Origin of the sequence: uncultured Ruminococcus sp. (genome assembly GCF_934476685.1) — a bacterium.
Taxonomy (GTDB): domain Bacteria; phylum Bacillota; class Clostridia; order Oscillospirales; family Ruminococcaceae; genus Hominimerdicola.
On sequence record NZ_CAKSNX010000009.1, the window covers coordinates 13162 to 37340 of the forward strand.

The 24179-nt window shown below is 44.4% G+C and carries 18 protein-coding genes; 9 read left to right on the forward strand and 9 right to left on the reverse strand.

From position 1 onward, the window contains the following. Positions 1–155: 155 nt before the first annotated feature. The 3 genes from Q0E19_RS09010 (at position 156) to Q0E19_RS09020 (ending at position 4763) form a co-directional block, all read left to right on the forward strand. Entirely contained in the window at positions 156–1130 is a 975-nt protein-coding gene (locus tag Q0E19_RS09010; RefSeq protein ID WP_294409068.1) for a sugar ABC transporter permease, read from the forward strand. Continuing rightward, positions 1130–1999, forward strand: a complete 870-nt coding sequence (locus Q0E19_RS09015) for a carbohydrate ABC transporter permease (RefSeq protein ID WP_294409071.1) — start codon at positions 1130–1132, stop codon at positions 1997–1999. The genes Q0E19_RS09010 and Q0E19_RS09015 overlap by 1 nt, the downstream gene beginning before the upstream one ends. Positions 2000–2228: 229 nt before the next feature. Then, positions 2229–4763: a 1-acylglycerol-3-phosphate O-acyltransferase gene (locus Q0E19_RS09020; RefSeq protein ID WP_294409073.1), complete on the forward strand. Its 2535-nt coding sequence runs from the start codon at positions 2229–2231 to the stop codon at positions 4761–4763. Positions 4764–5780: 1017 nt separating this feature from the next. On the opposite strand, the gene Q0E19_RS09025 is transcribed toward Q0E19_RS09020, so the two are convergent. Further along, positions 5781–6284, reverse strand: a complete 504-nt coding sequence (locus Q0E19_RS09025; protein ID WP_294409075.1) for a hypothetical protein — start codon at positions 6282–6284, stop codon at positions 5781–5783. A 238-nt stretch (positions 6285–6522) separates the two neighbouring features. Between Q0E19_RS09025 and Q0E19_RS09030 the strand changes: the two genes are divergently transcribed. From Q0E19_RS09030 to Q0E19_RS09040, 3 genes are all read left to right on the forward strand, one after another. Beyond that, positions 6523–8805 carry a glycoside hydrolase family 95 protein gene (locus Q0E19_RS09030; protein ID WP_294409076.1) on the forward strand — a complete coding sequence of 761 codons (2283 nt, stop codon included), beginning with the start codon at positions 6523–6525 and terminating at the stop codon, positions 8803–8805. Between the two features lie 25 nt (positions 8806–8830). Next, positions 8831–10624, forward strand: a complete 1794-nt coding sequence (locus tag Q0E19_RS09035) for a glycosyl hydrolase (RefSeq protein WP_294409079.1) — start codon at positions 8831–8833, stop codon at positions 10622–10624. Positions 10625–10710: 86 nt separating this feature from the next. After that, positions 10711–11157, forward strand: a complete 447-nt coding sequence (locus Q0E19_RS09040; protein WP_294409081.1) for a SpoVA/SpoVAEb family sporulation membrane protein — start codon at positions 10711–10713, stop codon at positions 11155–11157. Between the two features lie 51 nt (positions 11158–11208). Here Q0E19_RS09040 and Q0E19_RS09045 read toward each other — a convergent pair whose 3' ends face one another. From Q0E19_RS09045 to Q0E19_RS09065, 5 genes are all read right to left on the reverse strand, one after another. Continuing rightward, on the reverse strand, positions 11209–13653 hold the full coding sequence (locus tag Q0E19_RS09045) for a hypothetical protein (protein WP_294409082.1): 2445 nt from the start codon (positions 13651–13653) through the stop codon (positions 11209–11211). Then, positions 13653–14192, reverse strand: a complete 540-nt coding sequence (locus Q0E19_RS09050; protein WP_294409083.1) for an RNA polymerase sigma factor — start codon at positions 14190–14192, stop codon at positions 13653–13655. Before Q0E19_RS09050 ends, Q0E19_RS09045 begins: the two co-directional genes overlap by 1 nt. A gap of 119 nt (positions 14193–14311) precedes the next feature. Then, entirely contained in the window at positions 14312–17776 is a 3465-nt protein-coding gene (gene mfd, locus Q0E19_RS09055; RefSeq protein WP_294409084.1) for a transcription-repair coupling factor, read from the reverse strand. Between the two features lie 48 nt (positions 17777–17824). Then, a complete protein-coding gene (pth, locus tag Q0E19_RS09060) occupies positions 17825–18451 on the reverse strand; it encodes an aminoacyl-tRNA hydrolase (protein ID WP_294409086.1) in 627 nt (208 codons plus the stop codon). Positions 18452–18580: 129 nt separating this feature from the next. Beyond that, the gene (locus Q0E19_RS09065) at positions 18581–19129 is read right to left on the reverse strand and encodes a DUF6591 domain-containing protein (protein WP_294409089.1); all 549 of its coding nucleotides are present in this window, start codon (positions 19127–19129) and stop codon (positions 18581–18583) included. 152 nt (positions 19130–19281) lie between these two features. On the opposite strand from Q0E19_RS09065, the gene Q0E19_RS09070 reads away from it, so the two are divergent. Beyond that, the gene (locus tag Q0E19_RS09070) at positions 19282–19500 is read left to right on the forward strand and encodes a helix-turn-helix transcriptional regulator (protein ID WP_294409091.1); all 219 of its coding nucleotides are present in this window, start codon (positions 19282–19284) and stop codon (positions 19498–19500) included. Positions 19501–19574: 74 nt separating this feature from the next. On the opposite strand, the gene Q0E19_RS09075 is transcribed toward Q0E19_RS09070, so the two are convergent. Genes Q0E19_RS09075 through Q0E19_RS09085 form a run of 3 tightly spaced genes read right to left on the reverse strand, consistent with a single transcriptional unit; the run spans position 19575 to position 20977 of the window. Continuing rightward, the gene (locus Q0E19_RS09075) at positions 19575–19988 is read right to left on the reverse strand and encodes a DUF2752 domain-containing protein (protein WP_294409093.1); all 414 of its coding nucleotides are present in this window, start codon (positions 19986–19988) and stop codon (positions 19575–19577) included. A gap of 1 nt (position 19989) precedes the next feature. After that, positions 19990–20472 carry a zinc-ribbon domain-containing protein gene (locus tag Q0E19_RS09080; RefSeq protein WP_294409094.1) on the reverse strand — a complete coding sequence of 161 codons (483 nt, stop codon included), beginning with the start codon at positions 20470–20472 and terminating at the stop codon, positions 19990–19992. Positions 20473–20503: 31 nt separating this feature from the next. Next, positions 20504–20977, reverse strand: a complete 474-nt coding sequence (locus tag Q0E19_RS09085; RefSeq protein WP_294409096.1) for a DUF4190 domain-containing protein — start codon at positions 20975–20977, stop codon at positions 20504–20506. Positions 20978–21329: 352 nt separating this feature from the next. Here Q0E19_RS09085 and Q0E19_RS09090 point away from each other — a divergent pair, with 352 nt between their 5' ends. Beyond that, the gene (locus Q0E19_RS09090) at positions 21330–23330 is read left to right on the forward strand and encodes an NAD(+) synthase (RefSeq protein ID WP_294409098.1); all 2001 of its coding nucleotides are present in this window, start codon (positions 21330–21332) and stop codon (positions 23328–23330) included. Positions 23331–23375: 45 nt separating this feature from the next. Next, the gene (locus Q0E19_RS09095; protein ID WP_294409099.1) at positions 23376–24038 is read left to right on the forward strand and encodes a hypothetical protein; all 663 of its coding nucleotides are present in this window, start codon (positions 23376–23378) and stop codon (positions 24036–24038) included. Positions 24039–24179 lie beyond the last annotated feature (141 nt).

Genomic DNA, 24179 nt, shown 5'->3' on the forward strand with positions numbered 1-24179 from the left:
AATCAGCATTCATCTTAATTTTTCTTCTAATACTTTCAATACTGCATGCAGGCAGACAATACGGTCTGTCTGCGGTGGTATTGAAAAATTTTATCAGGGAAAATATCACACATACCGCATAAATCTTACATAGTTTCATTCAGGGAGTTTAATAAATGACTAAGAAAAAAAGCTTCACAGAATGGCTGAAAACCTATGACGGTCAGAAATTCTATACCACTATACTGTTCCTGCTTATTCCGCTGGCTCTGTTGGTGGTGTTTACATTTGTGCCCGCTATCAATATGTTCAAGTACAGCTTTGAGCAGAGGGATCAGTTCGGACTTGATGTAAAGTTCGTTGGTCTGAGCAACTATAAAACTGTATTTACAAGCAGCGACTATCTTGTAACATTCAAGACCAGCTTGTATTACCTTGTCGGTTCAGCTATTCAGCAGGTACTTGCGCTCCTTTTAGCGTCTATACTCTGCAGCAAGATCAAATTCAAAAACCTCTTTAAGGGAGTGCTTTTCTTCCCTTATCTTATGAACGGCGTTGCCGTTTCGCTCATATTCCGCAGATTCTTCCAGAAGGGCGACGGAATAATGACACAGGACGGTACTCTCAACAGCATCATCACAGCGCTGGGAGGAACTTCTGTAACATTCCTTCAGGATCCTGTTGTGGCAAATATCTGTCTGGTATTTGCGTCTATATGGAAGTATATCGGTTTCGATATCATCATGTACATAGCTGCGATCCAGTCTATCAATCAGGATCTTTATGAAGCGTCAGATCTGGACGGTGCAAATTCATGGCAGCGTTTCCGCTACATTGTTTTTCCGGAGATAAAGCCTATCATTTCACTCCAGCTGATACTTGCTATCAAGGGCGCAATTTCTGTTTTCGATATTCCGTACATCATCACAGGCGGTAAGTTCGGAACAAGCACATTCGTTATCAAGACCATTGAAACAGCGTTCGTATATAAGAAGCTGGGACTTGCGTCTGCAATGGGTGTCGTTCTGCTGGCTATCATTATAATAGTTACCGTGGCACAGAATATGCTTTTCAAGGAAAAGGATCTGACGCCTAAAGAATCACGGACGGATAAGATCAGAGTCCGTGACAGAAAAGGAGGCGGAAAATAATGAGCAGATCTAGTGCAAGTGAAACAGGAACATCTGTAAAAGGTAAAGGACCCGGCGCTGTTGCGCTGACCGTACTTAAATATCTTGTGCTGATAGTTGCCTGCTTTATAGTTATAGCTCCGCTGGTGGTTATCGTAGTGGGTTCGTTCAAGACTCATGACGAGTTCCTTAACTCTAAGGTGTTCGCACTTCCGAAAAGCCTTGATCTTGAAAACTATAAGGAAGCCTTTATAAGCGGTAATGTTCTCGAAGGTCTTAAAAACACAGCTATAATCGTAGTTGTATCCTGCTTCGGTACTATCGTTACAGGTACTATGACCGCATTCGTTATCCAGCGTTTCAGCTCTGTTTTCACAAGAACAGTCAAGGCAATGTTCCTTCTGGCTATGCTGCTGCCTAATATTTCGATGCAGGTAACTGTATTCCAGATCGTAAACAAGCTGGGACTTTACAACACAATTTTTGCACCGATAATTCTGTACGTCGGTACAGATATCATATCTATCTATATCTTCATGCAGTTCCTCAATCAGATCTCAGTATCTCTTGACGAAAGTGCTATCGTTGACGGAGCATCTTACCCAAGGATCTATGTGAGCATAATCCTTCCGCTCCTCAAACCTGCAATCGCTACTGTCCTTGTAATAAAGTTCGTGTCGATCTACAACGACTTCTACACTGCGAACCTTTATATGCAGGACGACGACGTAGTTTCTACGGCGCTTTACAGATTTATCGGACCGTATGGTGCAAAGTGGGAAATAATATTTGCGGGAATCGTTATTTGTATCATTCCTACGCTGATTATTTTCCTCACCTTGCAGAAGTATATTTACAGCGGCCTTGTTTCAGGCTCTGTAAAGGAGTAAGGCGTACAGCCGGCTATGGAAATTATTTTCTGAGCGGTTTTACCGACTTATTGAATTTTTCCTTTCCTATATTACTAAAAGACAGCGCTGCGCAGAAATGTGCGGCGCTGTCTTTTTTGAAGTTATTTCCTTGAATTTTGCCTGCATAGTCTGATTGACAAAGCTGTGCTGATATACTATAATGTAAAAGAACGAAAATAGTCGGATATTTTGTTCGGAGGTGGACAAAATGAATATTTACAGAGAAATGAAAAAAGCTGCAATGACTCATTACAGCAAGACCGCCCTTATACTTATGGAGGACGACGGCGCAAAGACCGAATATACCTTTGCGCAATCGCTTAGGTATATAAACGATTTTGCTGACAGGCTCACAGAGCTTGGAGTAAGAGAGGGCGACAGAGTAGGTATAGCCTCTGAGAGCCGCCCTGAATGGAATTTTGTTTTTATGGCTTGTGCTAAGATACAGGCGACAGCTGTGCTGCTAGATTACTCGCTTACCCCACCGGAGCTTGCCGCATTGGCTGAAAAGGCACAGCTTTGCTGTGTGGCTGCGTCGGAAAGATCATGCAAGGCACTGAGTGGAAATATAGATGTGCCTATCCTTGACCTGTGCAGCGGACTTGCCCTGTACGGAGAAAATTCTGAGATAGTCAGAAGAGGTGTAAAAGGGGATAAAGATACTGCGGTCATAATATTCTCCAGCGGAACTACAAGAACTGCGTCGGGAATAATGCATACCCATGATTCACAGCTTTTATCATGCAAAATGGTGTGCGAATGCAACGGCATAACAGATGATGAAAGGTATCTCGCTATCCTGCCGAACTCTCATATATACGGACTTTTCGCACAGGTGCTTGCGCCTATGACAACAGGCGGCACAGTATGCTTTCTTAAATCTCTTAATGGCAGAAGCCTTACCCTCGGATTTAAGAATTTCAAGCCGACTATCCTGCCTGCTGTGCCAAAAATATATGAGCTGCTGAAAAGTCAGATAATGCGTCAGATAGAGGAGAGCAAGGTGTCCTCCGCCGCATTCAAAAAGCTTTTCCCTGCCGCACTGAGGTCAAGAAAGGTGTTCGGCATAAATTCGGGCAAAAAGCTTTTCGGAAAGATCCACGATGCACTTGGCGGCGAGATAAAGATACTCTGCTCCGCAGGCTCGCCTATGTCAAGGGAAACCTTTGAGTTTTTCTACGGAACAGGCTTTAATATAGTCAATAACTACGGAGCGACCGAAACAAGTATCCCGACCATAGGAACATACGGCAGGCATATCACCTGCGATTCCTGCGGAAGAGCATATCCCGATATAAAGCTTATGATCGACTGCAGCGGTGAGATGCTTATAAAATCGCCTTATATGATGCAGGGATATTTTAATGATGATGAGGCGACCGCTGAGGCTTTCACATCTGACGGCTGGTTCAGAACAGGCGACCTTGCGAAATTTGACGAACATAAAAACATAGTTATCCTCGGAAGATGCAAGGAGAATATTGTCCTTTCCACAGGAAAGAAAGCTGCCCCCGACGATATCGAGGCGGCATACAAGGACGCAGAGGGAGTGGACGAGCTTGTTGTCTGCGGAGTTCCTGTTGAGGACGGCAGCTTTGACGAGGTACACGCCTTTGTGGTATGTCCGCAGGACAGCAGAGATCGTGTAAGGGAAGAACTTATGAGCATAAGCGACAGCCTTAATCAGGCTATGAAACTGAGCGGCATACATTTTGTGGAGTCTATCCCTACCACAGCTATCGGAAAGCCTAAGCGTTATCTTCTTAAAAAGATGGTCATGGAAGATACTCTGAGCCAGCTTGACGCTGCCCCTGAGGAGCAGCTGGACTCTACGGATATCCCAGCTGTTGTAAAAAGCGCTGTGGCAAAGATCGCAGGAGTAAAGCCTGAACAGGTGCGCTCATCTTCGAGAATATTCCATGACTTCACCATAGACTCGCTTTCTGCAATAGAACTTTCTCTTGAGATAGAGCAGAAGTGTGGAGTAAGGGTAGACGAGAGTATGGACAAGGATATCACAGTCGGCAGGCTGATAAGCCTTGTGCAGAACCCGAACAGAATAAAAAAATCCACAGTAAAGTCGATGCTTTATCCCCTTAACAAGACAAAGATAGATTTCAGAATATACCGTTTTTACAGAAATTTAGTGAGAGCGATATATGAAGTCAAGGTGGTAGGGCAGGAAAATCTGCCAACAGAAAAGGGTTATATAATCTGCGCTAATCACGTTTCAAACTTTGATTATCTTTTCCTTACCACGAATTTCAGATATGACAGGTTTGCGAAATTCTGCTGTATGGCGAAAAAAGAACTTTTCACAGGCGGATTTTTCAGTAAAATGATAGTCCGTATCGGAGGTATGGTGCCTGTTGACAGAGGCGGACGTGTAGATGACGCTATGGCGGCATTAAGGGACAAGCTTTCTCAGCGCTGGGGAGTTTTGGTTCACCCTGAAGGAACAAGGAGCAAGACAGGCGAAATGGGAGATTTCAAGAACGGAGCGGCTATGCTTGCCATAGAAGCCAATGTGCCTATCGTGCCTGCATACATAAAGGGCGGTCACGAGATATTCCCGCCCGACAAGAGCCTGCCTAATCTGTTCAACTGGAAGAGAATGAGCAAATACAAGGTGCTTGTTATATACGGAGAGCCGATTTATCCGCAGGGTGATGATCCGCAGGCACTCACACAGCAAGTGCGTGAAAGCGTACTAGCTCTAAAGGCATCGTCTTCCCAGACGTAGGTTCTCGGGCGGACGGGTCTTCCCAGACGGGGTAATTCGGGACGCTCGACAAGCTCGCTGTCTGCTGTCGGATCTTTTACCTTTGCGCTCGGAAGAAACAGAGATATGGCTTTTACTGAAAGTCCTCGGGCGGGTCTTCCCAGACGGGGTAATTCGGGACACTCGACAAGCTCGCTGTCTGTTGTCGGATCTTTTACCTTTGCGCTCGGAAGAAACAGAGATATGGCTTTTACTGAAAGTCCTCGGGCGGGTCTTCCCAGACGGCTCGATTCGGGACACTCGACAAGCTCGCTGTCTGCGGTCGGGGCTTTTACTTTTGCGCTCGGAAGAAACGGAGATATGGCTTTTATTGAAAGTCCTCGGGCGGACGGGTCTTCCCAGACGGGGTAATTCGTTACGCTCGACAAGCTCGCTGTTTGCTGTGCGGTCTTTTACTTTTGCGCTCGGAAGAAACGAAGATATGGCTTTTATTGAAAGCCCTCGGGCGGGTCTTCCCAGACGGGGTAATTCGGGACACTCGACAAGCTCGCTGTTTGCTGTGCGGTCTTTTACTTTTATGCACGGAAGAAACGGAGTGCTGATTTTTACTTAAACATAGTTTGATAGGGTCTTATAAGGGGTTTAGAAAGTTTGATATTTTGGTAGAGGCGACCTGCGTCGCCTCTTTTTATGCATTTTATTCAATGAAAATGAACAGCGAGAATTGAATATGTGCCGAATAATCCATTTTAAATTACATTGTGACAGTGACATATACAATAAAAAACAAGACCCGAATAATCAAATTCGGGTCAAAAGTATTATTATGTATATCTGTCTGATTAAATATTATAAGTTCTGATATTATACTGGCGACCAAAGGTCGCCCCTACGCAAATTTTGAAAGCTAATATAAAATCTAACCAAAGTCGGTTTAAGTAAAAGTCAGCACTTGGTTTCTTCCGAGCGCAAAGTAACAGCCTCGCCCGCCGACAGCGAGCTTGTCGAGCGTCCCGAACCGAGCCGTCCGCCCGAGGACTAAATGAGGGTGTCTTTGTATTTTTTGTCTTCAACTACCATGATGGGGTAGCCGCTGAGGTATGGCTTGACTGAACCTGGGTTTTCGTCTGCGTATTTGAAAATTTCAGGCGCAAGTTCCTTTGCAACAGCCTGTATGTCCTCTAAAGGCTTCTTCTGTACTATGGGACAGACCGTTGAAAGCGTGATGACTCTTGTGTCATTGAGCGCCATTATCCTGAATGGCCATATTTTGCAGTCAAAAGGCTTGTCATCACCAAGTGTGCAGCCGCTTTCCTGATCCAGCATTGAACAGTAGTATAAATCGATGTCAGGCTCTTTCTCCATCTTGAAAAGAAAATAGTCGTCTTTCTTTATAAACTCCTGCTCAGGTCTGTAATCCTGAAGTATGCGGCTGGCAAGCTTTGTGGGGATAACCGGAGTTTCCCAAAGATCGTAGCTGTCAAATGAACAGCATATCCTGCACTTTGCACACTCTTCACGGGGTAAAATTTTTCTGAGCATATCGTCACATCCTTGTATTTATTCTTAATATTATTAGTTTAACATATTTTCCCTAAAAAATCAAGAGGATTTTAAGGATATTTTATGATATATGCCCATATTATAAGATGACAGCAGGGTAAATATCATATATGATACGGGTTTTGGGGTTGAATTTGCAGGTGAAATGTGTTATAATATTACGAGCGGCTGAAATCGCCGTGTGCTAAATATGTAAGAGAAGGCAGGTATTTCGTGTATGAATACTTCCAGAATGTTATGGTATAAAGCTCCTACTGAGGATTGGAACACAGCGCTCCCCGTCGGCAACGGCAGAATAGGCGCAATGGTGTTCGGTCAGCCTGTGTGCGAGAAGATACAGCTTAATGAGGACTCTGTGTGGTCGGGCGGTTATAGGGAAAGAAATAATAAAAGCGCTCTGCCTAATCTTCAGAAGGTGAGAGATCTTATCGCTGAGGAAAAAATCGAAGAAGCTGAAAAAATAGTTCTTGACGCTTTCTGCGGTACACCTGTCAATGAAAGACATTATATGCCGCTGGGAGATCTTTCTGTGGAGCATTGCGGCGCAGAAAATGCTGAGTATATAATGCGCAGCCTTGATATCGAAAATGCGGTGTGCGCTGCGGAATATATTATAGACGGAGTTAAGTACAGACGTGAGGTCATCTGTTCAGAACCTGCACAGATACTCGCTGTTAATGTAACTGCATCAGAAAAGGGCAAAATAGCTCTGCGTGTCGGCATAGACGGCAGAGATGACTACTTTGACGATAACTCACCTGTCAGCGAAAGTGATATCCTTTATTACGGCGGCTGCGGCGGTAAGGACGGAATAAATTTTGCAGCCTATATAAAGGTCATACCAACAGGCGGAAGAGTTTACCGATGGGGAAGTTTTATTCAGACCGAGGGCTGCGACGAGGTAACTATAATCCTCGGTGCGCAGACGGATTACCGCTTTAAATACTATAAAAAACAGGCTGAAAGCGATGCTGAACTTGCGGCTGCCAAAACATATGAGCAGCTGAAAGAGGAGCATATAGCCGATTATAAAAAATATTTCGACAGAGCGGAGATAAATCTCTGCGATAACAGCGACGGCGCTGCACAGCTGCCAACGGACGAAAGACTTAACAGAGTCAAAGAGGGCGGAAAAGATAATAAGCTCGTTGAAATGTATTACAATTTCGGACGCTATCTTATGATCTCCGCAAGCCGTGAGGGTACGCTGCCTATGAATTTGCAGGGTATATGGAATAAGGATATGTGGCCTGCATGGGGCTGCCGTTTTACTGTCAATATCAATACCGAGATGAACTATTGGGCGGCGGAAACCGCAAACCTTTCCGAGCTGCATACTCCGCTGTTCGACCATATAGAAAAAATGCGCCCTAACGGACGTGTTACCGCTAAGGAAATGTATGATTGCGGCGGATTTGTCTGCCACCATAATACGGATATATGGGGCGATACAGCTCCGCAGGATCTGTGGATGCCCGGTACGCAGTGGCCTATGGGTGCGGCGTGGCTCTGTACACATATATGGGAGCATTATCTATTTACACAGGATAAAGAGTTCCTTGCGGAGAAGTTCGGTACGCTGAAAGAAGCGGCTGAGTTCTTTGTGGATTTCCTTATCGAGGATAAGCAGGGCAGACTTGTGACATCTCCGTCAGTTTCCCCTGAAAATACATATCTTACTGAAAGCGGCTCAAAGGGTTCGATATGCATGGGACCGTCAATGGACAGCCAGATAATATACGAGCTTTTCACAGCTGTTATAGAAAGCGGCAAGATACTTGATACAGACGCTGAGTTCTGTGAAAAACTGAGCCGGCTCCGTGACAGACTGCCTGAACCTGAGATCGGCAAGTACGGTCAGATAAAGGAATGGGCGGTGGACTATGACGAGGTAGAACCTGGTCATAGACACATCTCGCAGCTTTTCGCCCTCTATCCTGGGGATATGATATCAATGAGAAAAACTCCCGAACTTGCGGCTGCGGCAAAAGCTACCCTTGAAAGACGTCTTTCCCATGGCGGCGGTCATACAGGCTGGTCGAGAGCGTGGATAATCAATCATTGGGCAAGACTGTTCGACGGCGAAAAGGTAGAGGAAAATATTCAGGCTCTGCTTGCACATTCCACTTCGGATAACCTGTTCGATATGCACCCGCCTTTCCAGATAGACGGAAACTTTGGCGCTGCGGCAGGTATCTCAGAGGCTCTGCTGCAAAGTGAAAACGGCGAGATAATCCTACTGCCTGCCCTCTGCCCTTCATGGGAGAGCGGCTCTGTATCCAACCTCTGCGCAAGGGGCGGATTTGAGATCTCAATGAGCTGGAGCTGCGGAAATGTTTCAGAGTGCGAGATAAGGTCAAAGGCAGGTCAGAAATGCAGACTTGTCTGCGACGGAAACATAAAGGTAGTATGCGGCTGTGATGAGATAAAATACAAGTATATCAACGGCGCAGCTGAGTTTGAAACAGAGAAGAACAAAACATATATAATCAGATTCTGAGATGACAAATGAAAGAGGTTTATAAATGAATATCAAGCATCTTGCGGCTATAACGGCTGCCGTCTGTATGGCGGCTTCCCTTGTCGCCTGCGGAAATGAAATTCAAAAGAACGACCGCCTTGAACTCCCTCCGCAGGAGGATATAATAACTCAGGCGGAAGAAAGCAAGCCTGACAATACTGTTGCAGAGGAGCAGGATCAGCCTGTGAGGAGCTTTGACGAAGTAACGATCACGGCGAAAGAGGCGAAGTACACAAAATTCAGCAAGAAGTACAACGCTGAAAGCGGCTCGATATCGGGTAAGGCGAAACAGGCGGATAAGCGTGAGGGTTATGAAGGAAAAGGCTATGTCACAAATATCACCGATCAGTCCGATTGGGAGATAAGCTTTGACCTGCCGTCAACGCAGTATTACAACATATCCATTACAGTCGCATCTGACGAAACTGTTCAGAACGGCATTGCTGTTAATGGTACTAAAATAAGCGAATTTACTGTAAGCGATTCAGGTAAGTTTGAAACCTGCACGTTCAGAAATATAAAGCTTGAAGAGGGACTGAACAAGGTGTCTATCGTCCCTGAGAACGGCGTTCTTGATGTGGACTATGTAGAGGTCACAGCCAGCGAGGATATATCAAAGCTCAGTTTCAAGCTGAAAGATCCTGCGCTTTCAAATAAGAATGCTGAATACAACGCAAAGGCTCTCTATCAGTACATCTGCGACAATTTCGGCAGCAGCGTTATACTCGGTCAGTATGATACGGCAGGAACGACCTACGAATCAGACCTTATCTACCGCACCACAGGAAAAAATCCTGCAATACGTTTCGGTGATATGATGCAGGTAACAGCAGGCAGCGACAGCGCAGACGTTGTTAAGAGTGAGATAGCTGCAGCGGAGAAGTGGCACGAGGACGGCGGAATAGTAGCCTATATGTGGAACTGGATAGCGCCGACAGATGGAAAAGATCCCGAAAGCATCTATGCAGAAAACACAGATTTTGATATTTCAAAGGCTGTCACTAAAGAGGACGTTGCGGGCAAGAGCATAGACGAGCTGAAAAAGCTTGTTTCTGATAAGAAGATATCGCAGGAATGTCTTGATGTTATAGAGGACATCGACGCAGTTTCCGAACAGCTTGCTGTGCTGAGAGATGAGGGTATCGCTGTATTGTGGCGGCCTTTGCAGGAGGCAAGCAACGGCTACTTCTGGTGGGGACATGACGAGGATTCCTATAAGTGGCTGTGGAAGCTTATGTATCAGCGTATGACAAATTATCATCAGCTGAACAACCTTGTTTGGGTGTGGTCAGCGCAGAACTCAGGCTGGTATGTGGGCAACGATCAGTGTGACGTGCTTTCCGTTGACGTTTATGACGATTCAAACGGCAGGGACGGACAGGTGAACTCACTGCTCTATCTTCAGAGCGTGTGCGCAAACAAACCTATCGCAATGAGCGAATGTGGCAGTTTCCCTGATATACAGAGCATAGCTGACGAAAAGGCAATGTGGTCTTACATAGGTCAGTGGGGCGGAAACTTCATTGTTGACGAAGAGGGTAAGCTTTCGGAAGAGCATAATACCGAGGCTGATCTTATCACAATGTATAACAATAATCTCACAGTTACCCGTGAAAAGCTGCCTGATTTTATCACACTTGCCAATGAGATAAAGCAGAAAGAGGAAGAAGAGAGCAAGGACGCAAAGGATACAAAGGACACCAAAAAGTCTGACAGCTCATCGGAAAAATCCTCCGACAGCAAAAGTTCAAACGATAAAAATGACAAAAAATCAGAAACCTCTGAAAAATCGGAATAAATAACAAAAAACTTCTCATACTAGCAATAAAATTGCTGTGCGGGAAGTTTTTTTGTGCGGCAAAATTCAGTTTCGGAGGTCTGACAATGAACATAAATCTAAGCAAAACCCAGTACAGCGAAATGTATAAGGAAGCGTCACATGGCACAAAATGGTGGATAACCATACCTAAAGCGTTCTTTTTCGGCGGTCTTATCTGTATGATAGGGCAGTCCATATTCAATATGTACAGCTATTTCGGACTCGATAAGGACGCATCTGCAATGGCAACATCTGTGTCGCTTGTGTTCCTTGCGGCACTTTTCACAGGTCTTGGCTGGTATGATCGTATAGCCAAACACGCAGGAGCAGGTACCCTTGTGCCGATAACAGGTTTTGCAAACTCTGTGGCTGCGCCTGCCCTTGAATTTAAAACAGAGGGAATGATACTCGGTCTTGGCGCAAAAATTTTCATCATAAGCGGGCCTGTTATCCTCTACGGTACGTTGGCAAGCATAGTGTACGGCATAATTTATTATTTCTTCCTCAGATAAATGAAACAGCAGGCAGTCGGATATCTCTCCGTCTGCCTGCTGTTTTGATAATTAAAAGTTGTCTGAGTAAAGTATCTTTGATGTGTCTTTAAGTGAACAGCAGCTCATTCCTTTGTCTGTGAAGCTGTAAAGCTTGCCGTTAAGGAATACAAAATCTGTGGCTAGATTTTCTTCCGATGAATATGCGTCGGAGGTTTTAGAATATATCTCTGTTTTTCCGAGAACATCAAGCTTGTTCTTTTCAAGATCGACCTTTACCGCTGTGCAGTATATTTTTTGTGTGACGCTTATCTGCACCTCGTAATAAAATTCTCCGTCTTCCTTCGTTTCTACATCTGTGATCTCATAATCACCATATTTTCCCTTAGAGTATTCCTCATCACTGACGGTAATATTCTTTTGGATGTATTCCGTATCGGTAATAAAGAGTAGGCTGTTCTGACTGTCAAAATAAATGTTGTCATAACCAATAATAATATGATCGATATCAACACTGGCAGTCTTTTCAGGAAGCATAATGTCAAGCTTTTCTTCTATATCATAGGTTATGACGCTTGAGTCATCTTCATTATATTTATAGCCTGTATGCTGTACAGTTTTACATGAATCCGTTCTGCGCAGTTCAAGTGTGGCCGAGTCATCGTCCTTTACTATCAGATCTGCAGTATGGTTAGCATCAAGCTGGAAATACTGGCTGCTAAGCAAAGCAGGCGCTTCCTCTGCGGAATCCAGATCAGTTACCTTCGGATCATACGGATCAGACATATCTATTATGCTTGTGCATACTGCGTCATAAAAAATAGAAGATTCCTTTGTAGCGACGGCGTTGTATATATAAGCCTTTGAGCCGTTAAGTACGACCGCTGCTGACATACCCACTATATAATTATCTGTCATGTGGCTGGAGTAATCCGTCATCATTCCCGTATCATTAACAGTGTTTACAATATTAAGATCATCATCGAATATGAATATCTGATTGTTGTTATAGCTGTACAGATATGTGTAACCGTCCTGCTGGCTTATGCTTGACAGATATCCGATATTGCTTCCGTAAAATTCGTATGATGTTGCGAAGTATTTTGCTTTGGTTGTTATCGGACCGTCATCAGTGAAGTCTATCTCTATAATATGCCCTTTTGCATCAGCTGAATCTGCTTCCGGTTCGTCTGATAAATTGTCTGAATATCCTGATACGAAAATAAGACCGCTGTCTGAGAATAATGCACTGTCGGCAGGCAGCGTGAGTATCATATCACCGCATTTCTTTACGCTGCTTATGCTGTCCTGACTTTCTGTGCTGCTGTCATTTTCTTTTGTACTGCTTATATTATCCGTGCTGTCTGTGCTTTCTTTATCTGTGTTTTCCTCATTGCTGCATCCGAGATCAAAACTGCTTATGACAGAGATCTCGGCAGAGTCGTAGTTGTCGGAGATGTACAGCTTGTCTTCGCTGACAGGAATAACTTCTCCGTTTTCGTATGTCATGGGGAAAAATGATGAATCCTCTGAATCAAGACTTTTCTTGTATCTGGCAATATAACCGCCTTTGGTGAAATCAGAGAGCAGCAGGAGCTGACCGTCATCAGTAAGTCTGGTGCTGCGGAGAGCCCCCGGCTGTTCATACTCAAAGATCAGGGAAATATTATCGATATCCGAAACGTCATACACGCAGAATCCGCAGTATTCGTTCATAACAGTTTTCTCGCCGTATATAGCAGGTAAGTGGAAGCCAAATAAGACGGTCAGCCTGTCATTTTCGAGATACATATCCACGATGTATGGCTTAAGGGTATGATCCAGCTTTTTGTATGATTCATTCTGCGATAGGGTATCTGCAAAATATGTTTCGCTGAAAAAATCATAGCTTATCCTTGTGGTAGCGTCGCCCTGAAGCTTATAGCCGTATACATTCGTATAACTTGCCGCAAACGCAGCGCTGCCGCTGCTGACAGCAAGCTGAGTCTTTTCGCTGCCGTTATCCGTGCCGCTCAGGCGGTATTGTGCAGTTGACTTTTGGTAGTAACTTCTGAATCCATCGGAAATTTCCTTGTCACTGTAAGCTTTCTCATCAGACATAAAAGCGTAGATACTCTGAACATTTTCATTTACTAAATTGGGATCTGATCTGCTCTTGAAGAAGTTGAAAAGCGATCGGTAAGTACCGCCTCTCAGACCTTCAAGTCCATCGGTATCAGCTGTCTGCGGCTGGCTTTTTGCGGTGTGGGTAAGTGGCACTTTATTCTTTCCGTCAGCGGTGTTGGATAAAGCGATACCGCCTAAAGCAATGACGAAGACTGCCGCAGCTGCTGCAAGTGTTCTGAACACAGTTCCACGGCTGCTGTTAAGTCTGATCTCAGGCTTTGCTGAATTGTCCTCAATGATCGGTCGGATCATACTCTGCTCGTCCAGCATATCTTTTATTCTCTGCGGGGCAAGCTTATCGGGAACTTTATTTATCTTTTCAAGCCTATCAATAATATTCCTGTTTGCCATTAAGTCACCTCCTTACAGTTATTATAAAGACCTGTTTTCATTTTCTTTCGTCCTCTCGAAATGTACGATCGCACGGTGGCGATATTTATTCCCGTTATTTCGGATATCTCGCTGCTTTTATACCCTGCGATACAGTTTAAGGTAATGCAAAGACGTTCGTTTTCATTAAGGTTCGCAAACTCCTCCAGTATCTCGCATTTTTCAAATGAAACAGTATCCTTGATGAGTGCGTCGCTTTCATTAATTTCATCTATTGATACATGACTTTGCGAGTATTCGGCTTGCTTTCTCTTTATCTTGGTGCTGAGTATCCTGAACATCCAGCTGTCAAAAGCAGAGGACTTTTTCAGTTTTGATATGCTGCTGAAAGCGTCCAGCACAGCGTCCTGTACTGCGTCCGCTGCATCTTCTGTACTGCGAAGGTTAGCCAGCGCATAATAATACAGCTGCTTATAGATCTCTCCGTAAAGTTCTGAGAATGCTTGGGTATCACCTTCTGCCGCCGCAGCGGCAAGTCTTGCTTTTGTACGTCTGTTCACTTTTTTCCCCCCTATAAACGTCCGTCTATATATAAAGTGGAAATTCCGCCTGCAAATGTTGCAAACGGAATTGAAGTTTTCATATTTTTGTATGTTGTCACAAAAAACGGCATTGTTTTTTATACACTTTTCTGAGTATGCAGAGTTTTGATGACCTCAGTCATAAGATCCGCAGCCTTCTGCTTTTTATCCAGTGTGATATGGAAATAAGGCTTATCCGAATCGAAAAATCTTATCCTGCTTCGGTATTTTCCGAGAAGTCCCTGTATCTGCTCAGGCGCTATATCTCTGATAAAGAACAGCACCTTGTCGCCTGTCTGCTTTATTTCCTTTATGCCCATTGCGGACGCTGAGTTTCTTGTGAGGGCAACATTTATAAGTCCCATTACCGACTTCGGCGGGTCGCCGTATCTGTCTATAAGCTCGTCGATAACGTCCGTTGAATCCTCCTCCGTGGTGATAGACGCTATCTTTCGGTATGCGTCTATACGCTGTGAAAGGTTTTCGATATAATGCTCAGGGATAAATGCGTCAATGGATATATCCACAAGGCAGTCCTCTGGAGAACGTGGGATAGCCTCGCCCTTTTGTTCAGCAATAGCCTCGTTGAGAAGTCTGAGGTACATATCATATCCGACCGCCTCCATATGACCGTGCTGTCTGCCGCTGAGAACAGAGCCTGCACCTCGTATTTCAAGGTCACGCATGGCAATATGAAATCCCGAACCGAACTGAGTGAACTCACGGATAGCGTCAAGACGCTTTGCTGCCACCTCTGTCAGAACTTTTCCACGGCGGAAAGTGAAGTATGCGAAAGCTCGCCTGTTTGATCTTCCCACACGTCCTCTCAGCTGGTAAAGCTGCGAAAGTCCCAGCCTGTCTGCGTCCTCTATTATAAGAGTATTTGCGTTCGGCACATCAACTCCCGTTTCAATGAGGGTGGTGCAGACGAGTATGTCCACCTCGTGTTCAACTACCTGCCGCCATATTTCCGACAGATCGTTTTCACTTATCTGACCGTGTGCAACTGCTATCCTTGCGTCTGGGATAAGCTCCTGCAGCTGTGCGACTGTACGCTGAATGGTGTCTATCCTGTTGTGGATATAGTAAACCTGACCGCCCCTGCGCATCTCCTTGTTTATCGCCTGCGCAATGACCGCCATATTGTGTTCTATTACATAGGTCTGTACAGGGTGTCTGTCCATAGGCGGCTCTTCAATAACGGACATATCTCTTATGCCGCTGAGCGCCATATTCAGCGTTCTGGGGATAGGCGTAGCGGAAAGGGTGAGCATATCAACGCCGTTGTACATCTCCTTGAATTTTTCCTTGTGTGCAACGCCGAAACGCTGCTCCTCATCTATAATAGCAAGTCCGAGATCCTTGAAATGCACGTCCTTCTGCACAAGCCTGTGTGTGCCTATGATAAGGTCTATCGTACCTCTGCTCAGTTCACGGAGGATAGTCTGCTGTTCTTTCGGTTTGCGGAATCTTGAAAGCAGCTCGACCTTGATAGGGAAGTGCTGAAATCTTTTTACCGCCGTCTGATAATGCTGCCATGCAAGGACGGTTGTCGGCACAAGTATAGCGCACTGCTTTCCGTCAAGCATACACTTGAAAGCGGCACGGAGTGCGACCTCTGTCTTTCCAAAACCAACGTCGCCGCAGAGAAGTCTGTCCATAGGAACAGGTCTTTGCATATCGTCCTTTATTTCCTGAATGGAGCGCAGCTGATCGTCGGTTTCCTGATAATCGAAACGCTCTTCAAAATCAGCCTGCCAATCGTTGTCGGGGGAGAAAGCATAGCCCTTTGCCATCTGCCGCTGTGCATACAGCTTTGTAAGCTCCTCCGCCATATCCTTTACAGCCGAGCGTACCTTGTTTCGTGTCTTTGTCCATTCGGTGGAGTTCAGCTTGTTGAGCTTTACGCCCCCCTCATCACGAGGACCAATGTACTTTGATACAAGGTCAAGCTGTGTAACAGGCACATAAAGCACATCTGAGCCTGCGTAATTTATGGTGATGTAGTCCTTTTTTACGCCGTTTGTTTCAAGATTTTTTATGCCCTGAAAACGTCCTATGCCGTACATCGAGTGTACAACAAGGTCGCCGTTGTGTACGTCCGAGAGAGATTTTATCTCTTCCCCTGCCTTGTGTTTAGGCTTTTTGCGCTTCGCCGACATAGATTTCATCTGTGTAATGACAGCGCATTTTATATCGGGGTAGTCAAATCCTGCTGAAAGACTGCCTGTTCTGACATATACCTTGTTTGGCATAAGCTGACTATCCTCAGTCAGTATCTCAGCAGGGATATCAGCCTCCACAAGATCCTTTACGATTATAGGGACAGTCTTTTCCGAACCTGCAAGGACAATGGTGCAGTAACCCGACTCGCAAAGTCCTTTCAGTTCCTCTTCAAGATTGATTATATTTCCGCCCCATACCGAGGTCTGGCGGCAGTCTGTGTTGATAAGCTTTTTGAATTTTATGCCGTTGTTTGAGCGCATAAATGTGTCGAGGAATACGGAACGCATACCGGTAATGATGCTCTCCGCTCTGCCCATATCAATAAAGAAGTTTTCGAGTCTTTTGAAAAGTATGCCGTCATCATACAGTATCTTCATATCCTCGGACAGCTGAGAAAGCGCCGCTCTGCCCTTTTCAAGACAGTTAGAATATTCCGAAACAAGGCATATCCCGTCCTTGAAATAGTCGAAAACTACCGCTGTCTGCTCATAGGCAAGGGAATAATACTTGTCGAGATTGGTGAGAGTAAGTCCGCTTTTTACAGCGTCAATGTCACGGTAAATATGCTCTCTTATCTTGTCGGTCTGTTTTCCTCTCACCGATTTAGCCAGCGTTTCAAGCTCCTGTACAAGCTCGTCACGGTCGGGGAAAATTATTTCCAGCGCAGGGAATATGGTTATGCTGTCGATGCTGTCTGTCCTTCTCTGATTTTCTGTATCAAAATATGAAACAGCGTCGATCTCATCACCCCAAAGTTCTATACGCACAGGCCTTGTGTCCTGCACAGGGAAAATATCCACAATAGAGCCACGGACAGCGAACTGCGCCTGTCCCTCGACCTGATCTGTTCGGGTGTATCCTGCACAGATAAGCCTGCGTTCAAGATCGTCAAGAGCTATCTCGCTGCCTGCTGATATCTCAAAGGAATATTCGCTCAGCTTGCTTTCGGGGATAGTACCTTGTAAGCAAGCCTCCATACTAGCCGCCATTACCTTGCATTTGCCCTGTGCGATATTGGAAAGTGACTCCAGCCGCTTGTGCTCATACTCACGGGAAATACCCTCAAGGTATGCAAAATTCATATCCTTTGCAGGATAAAAGCAGGCAGTCTGTTCTCCCGTCATTTCGTTTATATCGTTCATCATTCTCATGGCGGAGGCTTCATCATCGCATATGATAAGGCATTTGCCAAGACGGCTCAGACCTGCCGCAAGCTGAGCCTTATGAATATTTGAAACTCCCGTAACAGCACAAGGAGTGTAACCTTTGAGCAGACAGTTTTTCATATCCTTGTAAAAATCAAGTCTGCTGCAAATTTCAAGAAATAAATTACTCATATCAAAATCTGATCCTCAGTGGAAATTTAAACAAAAAAGTCAAAGTTTTTATCTGTTGAAGCTGTTCATAGCGTCTGATATCCTGCCTTGGACCATAAGCTCCACAGCCTCGCATACTCTGCCGTCAACGTCTGAAAGGGTCTTTAATTCATCGTCAGTGAATTTTGAAAGCACCCAGTCGGCAAGGTCATAATCGGGGGAAGGCTTTTTGCCAACACCTATTTTTATGCGTGGGAAATCCTCTCCGCCGCATTGAGCGATAATGCTTTTTATGCCGTTGTGACCGCCAGCCGAACCCTTGCGGCGAATTCTCATATGACCGACATCAAGGGAAATATCGTCGAATATCACAATAATATTATTCAGCGGTATCTTGAAAAAATTCATAGCCTCCATAACAGCGTCGCCCGACAGATTCATGTAAGTTTCGGGTTTCATCACAAGGCAGTTCTTGCCGCCGATAACAGCCCTTGCGGTCAGCGCCTTGAACTTGTGTGTGGTCACGTTAAAATTATACTTCTTTTCCAATGCGGAAATTGCCATAAATCCTGCATTATGCCTTGTATTTTCATAAGTTACGCCTGGATTTCCAAGACCGACCACAATAAATTCAGGCTTGCCGACAGGTTCAGAATGTTCAAGCGAGAGCTTTTTCAGCTTTTCAAATATATCCATAAATTCCACTCCTTACATTATCTCAACGCACAATAACCCCGTCTTTGCGCAAGACGGGGTGTTTGATTTGTTTTATTATAGCATAGCAAATGGGATTTGTCAAACAGCTTTGTTTGAATTAGTATGAAACTAGTATGAAACGGACACTTCAGCAAGTTTTTCTGTTATTCTGCCAGTCACTTCAATATAATATGAAAGTTCAGCGTTTGTTAATTCCTGCTGATCGACCTTACCTATTGCCTCCATAGTTTCTGCATATTTTTGCATATAATCCGTATAATCTGACATCATAGACAAAGGATCATCAGATTCATTATATTTTTTCATAAAAGCAACGTACTCATCAAAAAATTCTTCATACTTATCCATCATATCTTTGAACTCTGGGCGCATATCTTCTGAATTTGTGTTTGTTTCTTTTTCTTCTGTTTCTTTTGGGTCAGACTTGGAATCGACTGGTTCTGAATTTGCTTCGGAACTTTGCTCGTCTTTCACATCTGATGTATCAATGCTGTCTTCATCTTCATATATTTCGGAATATGAGCTTTCAGTTTCATCTTCTTGATTATTTTTACTCTTATTTTTGTCAAGGAGTGACACTGCAAATGCCGCTATAACACATATTACTATTAACACAAGTAATATTCCTCCGCAACCGAATTTCTTTTCCTTATTCATATTTCTTCCTCCTGAATAATATTAAATTTTAATGTATTAGTACTTATAAGTTCTAATACATACATAATATCATACAAAAGTGGTAAAGTCAATAGTACCAAATGGTACTAAAACAAATTCTGCAATATTACCAAAAATAAGGGGGATTTTTTATGTATTTTCCAAGATTAAGAGATTTGAGGGAGGATAAAGACATGAATCAGACGCAGATCGCAAAATTGCTTTTTACAAGTCAGACTGTCTATTCACGCTATGAGCGTGGTGTGCTTACTATCCCCGTTGAACATCTCCTTATCCTCGCCGATTTCTACAACGTTTCCACAGATTATATCCTCGGAAGAACGAACTGCAAGCATATGACCACAAAATAACACCGCAGGACTTTGCGTTCTGCGGTGTTAGCCTTGTATTATTTTTCCTTTTAGCCATTTTAGCCGTTCAGCCATTACCTCCAAGCCGCCGAAAGAGCGGGTATGAAGTTTCTGAGTATGTAATATGCAAACATAAGCGGCAGTATCACAGCGAGCGTCCAGCCTGTTTTCGGTATAAGCGTTACCTTTTTGCCGAAAAGCTTTGCCCCTGTTTCAATGTACAGACAGAGCAGTACAGCGCATATCACCACCGGCGTGATGTTGTATTTTACCGCACCCCATATGTCAAATCTTAAAAGACTTAACACGCTCCTTGTGTTGCCGCAGGCGGGACAAAGCCAGCCTGTTCTGATGCGGAATACGCAGGGCGGGAACTTTTCCGCCAGCCCTTTGAGCGCTCCTCTGAAAATATAAAACGCTGCCGCAGTTAATGGCAGCAGCGCTATAAATATTCTTTCGCAGATATTGAGCCTTTCCTTAGCTTTCATATCAGTACCATGTGGTCGGCATTCCTGTGAAAGGAGTGATAACAGATGTAAGCATAAGCAGCTCAAAAACTACTGCAACTATACCTGTGCTAAGTCCTGCCACAGCCATTCCACGTCCCGGTCTCTTTGATGCGAAACCGCAGAGCGCAAATATTATGCCGAGAAATCCGCAGGCTAATGAAAGTACAGGGAAGCAGAAAAGAAGTATGCCAACAATTCCCATTATCATTGACGCAATGGAAAGTCCTGCCGCCTCAGCACGGCTCTCCTGTGGAAAATTCTGCTGATAAGCAGGTTGACGCATATCCTGCGGTATAAAATTCTGCTGAGTGTTCTGTGAATAATATGGCTGCTGTGCGCCCTGAACAGGGGGAACATTAGTGTTCTGTGCAGCGTTCATATCTTCTGCGCCGACTTTAGAACCGCATTGGTTGCAGTATACCGAGCCGTCGGCAAGCTGGCTTCCGCATTTGTTACAATACATAATCATTTCCCTTTACGTTTTTAATTTCTAATTAAAGATAGCTTGTGATAGATGCAGCGGTCACGATGACCAGTATAGATGGGATAATAGCAACTATACCGCAGACAAGACCTGCGATAGCCATACCCTTTCCGCCTGCCTTTGTTGCAAGAGCGATTCCGCCGAGGATAACAGCGAGAAGTCCGCATACGATACCGATAAAGCCGAAGCAGCTTGAGCAGAGTGAGATGATGCCGAGTACCATTGCAGCGATCGAAAGACCTGAGCTTTTCTGTGCAGGCATCTGCTGATAACCCTGAGGGTAGCCACCCTGCTGGAAGTTCTGCTGATAACCCTGCTGATAGTTCTGCTGCTGGAAATTCTGCTGTGAGTAATCCTGCTGATAGCCCTGCTGTGAATAACCCTGCTGAGTATCCTGAGGATAACCGCCCTGCTGAGGTATATTGGAATAACCCTGAGCGTTCTGATCGCCTGAGTAGTTCTGATAGTTGTTGTTTTCGTCCATAGTTTTTTCCTCCTGAATAAACTTCCTTAAAAGATGCGTTAACAGAAATGCACGATAAAAACCGACATTCTATTACGAACAATATACCATATTATACGGATAAAGTCAATAGTTGGCGGAAAATGCGGTCTGATTTTCAACACTATGCACAATATAGGGACAGCTATTTTGTTAAGGCAACACTGCACAGCTGTTGTGTGCGGTGCTGCCTTTATGCGAATGTTATCTGAAAAAAATGTTTTGCGCCGCTTTTTACTTTTTTCAACAGCTTGCAACAATAATATTTATGTGGTATACTATTATAGAAAAATTGTTTAATTTAAGGAATTTCATTCGGAATGGAGAAATAAAAATGAAAGACGGTTTTGTAAAAGTCGCTGCCTGCACTCCCGAAATACAGGTGTGCGATGTTGATTTCAACGTTTCAAAGATAATCGGACAGATAAATGAATGTAAAAAAGCAGGGGTAAAGGTAGCTGTGTTCCCTGAACTCTGTGTTACGGGCTATACCTGTCAGGATCTGTTTTTTCAGAACACTCTGCTCGACAAGGCAATGGAAGGCACAGTTGAGATAGCAAAGGCTACGAAAGAAAGCGATATGCTGGTGGCTGTGGGAGTACCGGTCAGAGCAAAGGGAAAGCTTTATAACTGTGCGGCTGTGATACAGAACGGCGAGATATTAAAGTTTATCCCGAAAACTCATCTGCCTAACTATAACGAATTTTATGAAGCAAGACATTTTGCAGCTTACCGTGGCGGTAATGTTGAGATAGAGCTTACTAAGTATTATAAAGACGGTGAAGTCCATGCTGCGGCAATGGGTCAGTATGTTTTTGAGCTTGACAACTGGGAAAATGGTGGCGAAAGCCTATGTGACTGTGTGAAGATAGGCTTTGAGATCTGCGAGGATCTGTGGGTAGCAGATCCGGTTTCAAATTATCTTGCAAAGTCGGGCGCAACGCTTATATGCAACCTCTCGGCAAGTGATGAGGTCATTGGAAAAGACTCTTACCGCAGACAGCTTGTTTCAAATCAGTCTGCAAGACTTGTGGCAGGCTATATATACTGTTCCGCAGGGGACGGCGAGTCAACACAGGATATGGTTTTCTCAGGTCATGATCTCATAGCGGAAAACGGTGCGATACTGGCTGAAAGCAAGCTCTTTGAAAACGGCATAACGGTTTCAGAGATAGATTTTAAAAAGCTTGCCTTTGAGCGCAGGAAAATTTCTACCTATCCCGAAAGCAGCTCAGAATGGGATTCACCTGCTGAAAATTATAAGCCGCATTTTCTGGAAAATCTGCCTGTCGAATATATCAGCTTTGATATAACGGAAACTGAGCTTACGAGAAGGATAGCAAAAACACCTTTTATCCCGTCTGACAAAGCGGAACGAAATGAAAGATGCGATCTTATCTTGAAAATGCAGTCCCACGGACTTATGAAAAGAATTGCACATACCCATTCTAAAACAGTTGTTATCGGAATTTCTGGCGGACTGGATTCAACCCTTGCTCTGCTTGTGTGCGTAATGGCTATGGATCTGCTGAAAAGACCTCATACCGATATAGTCGCAGTAACAATGCCGTGTTTCGGCACAACAAAGCGTACACGCTCAAATGCGGAGATACTCTGCGAGGCTCTTGGAGTGACTTTCAGAGAGGTGGATATATCCAAAGCTGTTCTCCAGCATTTTGAGGATATCGGACATGATTTCAACGACCACAGCGTGGTGTTTGAGAACGGACAGGCGAGAGAGCGCACAAAGGTGCTTATGAATATCGCAAATCAGGTCAGCGGAATGGTAGTCGGTACGGGCGATCTCAGCGAGCTTGCTCTAGGCTGGGCAACATACAACGGCGATCATATGTCGATGTACGGTGTAAATGCGTCTATACCGAAAACGCTGGTGCGCCATATCGTTCAGTATTACGGCGACACCTGTACAAGCGAAACGCTCAGCGCAGTGCTGTATGATATACTCGATACACCTGTTTCACCAGAACTTCTGCCGACGGACGAAAGCGGTACGGAGATGACGCAGAAAACAGAGGACCTTGTCGGTCCGTATGAGCTTCACGATTTCTTCCTTTATTACGGCATACGCTGGGGATTTGAGCCGTCTAAGGTAAGAAGACTGGCTAGATATGCTTTCAGCGGCGAATATTCCGCCGAGGTCATAGATAAGTGGCTCAAAACATTTTACAGGAGATTTTTCTCCCAGCAGTTCAAGCGTTCATGCCTGCCTGACGGAGCAAAGATAGGTTCAGTTACCCTTTCACCAAGGGGCGACTGGAGAATGCCGTCTGACGCTGTGGCAAAGATATGGCTTGAGGATATAGAGAAAATTTAGAAAAATACAGCATTTGATAAAAATAAAAAATTAAGGGAAAAAAGTATGAGAAGAAAAAGAAAACCAATGGATCCTGCAAAAGCCATGGCAATAACCTGTATCATAACGGCATTGGCAGCAGTGTGGTGCGTAGTTTCGGGGATAATAGGTATCACTTTCAAGGATAAGCAGAGTATAAACAAACTCATCAGCACAGGCTGTGAAGAGGGAGATTTCTTTGAGGGTGATGTAAGTTACAGCTCAGACTGCATACTTCGAATGAAACATACTATAAATTTTATACCTATCGCATATGAAAATTACTTTATCGTAATATCCAGTGACGGGAAAAATGCGGCAGTTGTCCGTGCTGACAAGGATTTCAGCGAGTCATTCCATAATGGTATCGCCGCAGAACCTGTTCATGTAAAAGGACGTGTAAAGGAAACGGACTATAAAGTCCAAAGAGAGCTTACGGATATAACCGCTCAGCTGCGGCAGGAGGGGATAAGCGTAAGTTCAGAAAACTATTATGACTTTATAAGCACAAGATATTATGTGCTGAGGATAATTTTAGGCATACTTCTTATTTTATGTACCGTTTCGGGGATAGTCATGAGCAAAAATCAGATGAATGGTTCCGGCAGCGTCAGAACATCGGCGGGAGTTTTTACGATCATTCTGTGCGTATCATGCGTTCTTATGCTGCACGTTATGTCAATGAGCTGATGTATCTGTATGCTGTGTTGGAATAAATCGTGCGTTATAACATATAGATTAAAATATTGTAACAAAATCTTTATAGCTGTTCTGTTTTATGGAAATCAAAATTCCTGTATAATTAAAAAGTATGTTTGGGGTAACTCACAA